The sequence below is a fragment of the Candidatus Obscuribacterales bacterium genome, from assembly GCA_036703605.1.
Lineage (GTDB): Bacteria > Cyanobacteriota > Cyanobacteriia > RECH01 > RECH01 > RECH01.
Genome location: DATNRH010000187.1, coordinates 1 through 1,279, shown reverse-complemented (window position 1 = coordinate 1,279; position 1,279 = coordinate 1). Strand labels below are relative to the sequence as shown.

Below are 1,279 nucleotides of genomic sequence, written 5' to 3'. Positions count from 1 at the left end.
GGTTCAGCAGAGGGATTATTGGCTCCCCAAATGTTCTCTTGAGGAGCTACGAAATCGTCAAAACTGCTAACCGTTTTCCTGGCTAGGGACTGCGACTCACTGCGCTCAAAGCTCAGTTCGCTGATGGGTGCTGCAAGCTGCTGAAAAAATCTGGGTAGGCCGCCTTGATCCAGTCGGATCTGCAGCAGCACCAGGCTGACTGATTGCCCAGGCATGGCATCTAGCTGTAAGAACGGCGCATCTGAATCCTCTGCTTCCCGATTCTCGTCGCTTGGCGGTTGGAGTTCGCGATCGCCCTCTCGCTCCCAGGAAAAGTTGCTGTAAGCCGTGATTTTCGCCTTCTCAGGCAAGGTGAGAATCATAGCCAGATGATTGAGTTGCTCTGAATTCTCTGATGATTGCAGCAGCAAGGTAAACATCACCTGATCTGGCGTGACCAGCTTCATCCCCGGCAAACTAAAGGTTTTCGAGACCCCCGAGGCATCCCAATCCAGACGAATCTCCGGAATTGGACGGCCAAACAACACCCGTAGGGTTGCGGTGCTTTCAATCTGAGCGCTTTGGTCAAAAACATTCGGCACTAGTCCCCGCAGCCAATAGTTGATGCGGGTTTCCTTCCAACGGATGGCGAAATAGTCCTCCGTCAACCGCAGCCCCAAGAGTTCTAGCGGCAAGGCTTCACTGGTCGCCGACTCCAAGCGATTAAACAAGGAATCGGCCAAGGACAACACTTGGTTGAGACTTACCGACAGCTTCAGATGACCGCTGAGACTAAAGCCAGGAATCAACGATGTACTCAGCCGTAGATCATGGATCTCCAACGTGATGCTTGACTGCTCGGTATTGCGTTCCAGAACGATGCGCAGCCGCAAACTTGTCCAGGCGATCGCCACCCCGATGCCACTGAGCTGAAACGTGCGCGCCGGAAACTCCAGCACCTCGTTCAACACCTCATCCGCTGGGCGAAATGAACGGCGATCGCCCCCTGAGTTGGTGAGAAATTTATCGGGAATATTCAGCGATCGCGATAGGGGTAATGATAAAGCAGCCAAGCGTATCCCCGTTATCTGTACGTCGCTACCTGAGGCATTACCCACTAAACTGAGCGACAGATCTTCATAAACGGGGATAGTAACCATAGACCTTGATTCCTCAATACATTACAAACAGCAAGAGTTAAACTTGATACAGCGTTCGTTGATATCTCAGTAGTCTAGAGATGGGAAGCGATCGCTTTTCCGTTGGTTCAGTCAGTGCAGAAACACTATGTTTGCACCAT

At 51.8% G+C, this 1,279-nt stretch carries 1 protein-coding gene; it reads right to left on the bottom strand.

The genetic code is table 11. The features are described 5' to 3' along the window. Positions 1-1,139 (bottom strand): hypothetical protein (locus V6D20_04010; GenBank protein HEY9814956.1); only part of this gene is annotated, 1,139 nt, incomplete at its 3' end. Between the last annotated feature and the right edge of the window lie 140 nt (positions 1,140-1,279).